Annotated in this window: 1 pseudogene; it reads left to right on the plus strand. The window is 74.5% G+C overall.

Features of this window, described 5'->3' with window-relative positions:
* Positions 1-931: pseudogene (locus F3J15_RS37450) on the plus strand (cellulose biosynthesis protein); the annotation flags it as partial.

Consider the following 931-nt stretch of genomic DNA (forward strand, 5'->3'; position numbering starts at 1 on the left):
GTCGTCGGTGTGCGCGGCGGCGCCGGGCACCGCCGCGGACGCGACGGTGGCGAACCCCGCAGCGCCGGCGACTGCCGCGTCCGCCGATGCGCAGCGTCAGCTCGACACCGCGCGGATGTGGGGCGTCAAGCATCGCGACGACCTCGCGCGCGACGCGCTGCGCAAGGGGTTGCTGATCGCGCCGGGCGATCCCGAGCTGCTGGCCGAACAGGTGCGCGTGCTGCTGCGGCTCGGCGATGCGAAAGGCGCACAGGCGTCGCTCGCGCGCCTGCAGGCGCAGGCGCCGAATGCGCCCGCCACGCGGCGGGCGGCTGACGAATACCGCGTCGCGACGAGCGGGCGGGGCGAGATGGCGCAGATTCGCCTGCTCGCGCGCAGCGGCCGCGCGGACGAAGCAGCCCGGCGGATCGTCGCGCTGTTTCCGAACGGCGCGCCGTCGGGTGCGCTCGGCGCCGAGTATTACCAGATCGTGTCGAATGCGCCGGGCGGACGCGAGCCGGCGATCGCCGCGCTGCGCCGTGCGGTCGCGGCCGATCCGCAGGACACGAGCGCGACGATGGCGCTGGCGCGGCTCTTGAACCAGCGCGCCGATACGCGGCCGGAGGCGAACCGGATCGCCTGGGCGCTCGCGAAGCGCGCCGACGCCGACCATACGGAGGCGATGGCGCTGTGGCGGCGTGTGCTGCAGTCGGCCGGCAGCGATCCCGCGTATCTCGATGCACTTCATGCGTATCTCGCGCTCGTGCCGGACGATACCGAATTCGTCGAGCGCGTCGCGGAACTGGATCGCCAGCGCGACGCGCAGCGCCAGCTCGAACGCAATCCCGACTACATCGCGCAGCAGCGCGGCCTGCAGGCGCTCGCGCGCGGCGACCTGGCCGGCGCCGATCCGCTGCTCACGCGTGCCGCGCGGGCGCGGGCGGACGATGCC

The sequence above is a fragment of the Burkholderia sp. Ap-955 genome (assembly GCF_011753045.1).
GTDB lineage: Bacteria > Pseudomonadota > Gammaproteobacteria > Burkholderiales > Burkholderiaceae > Burkholderia > Burkholderia lata_D.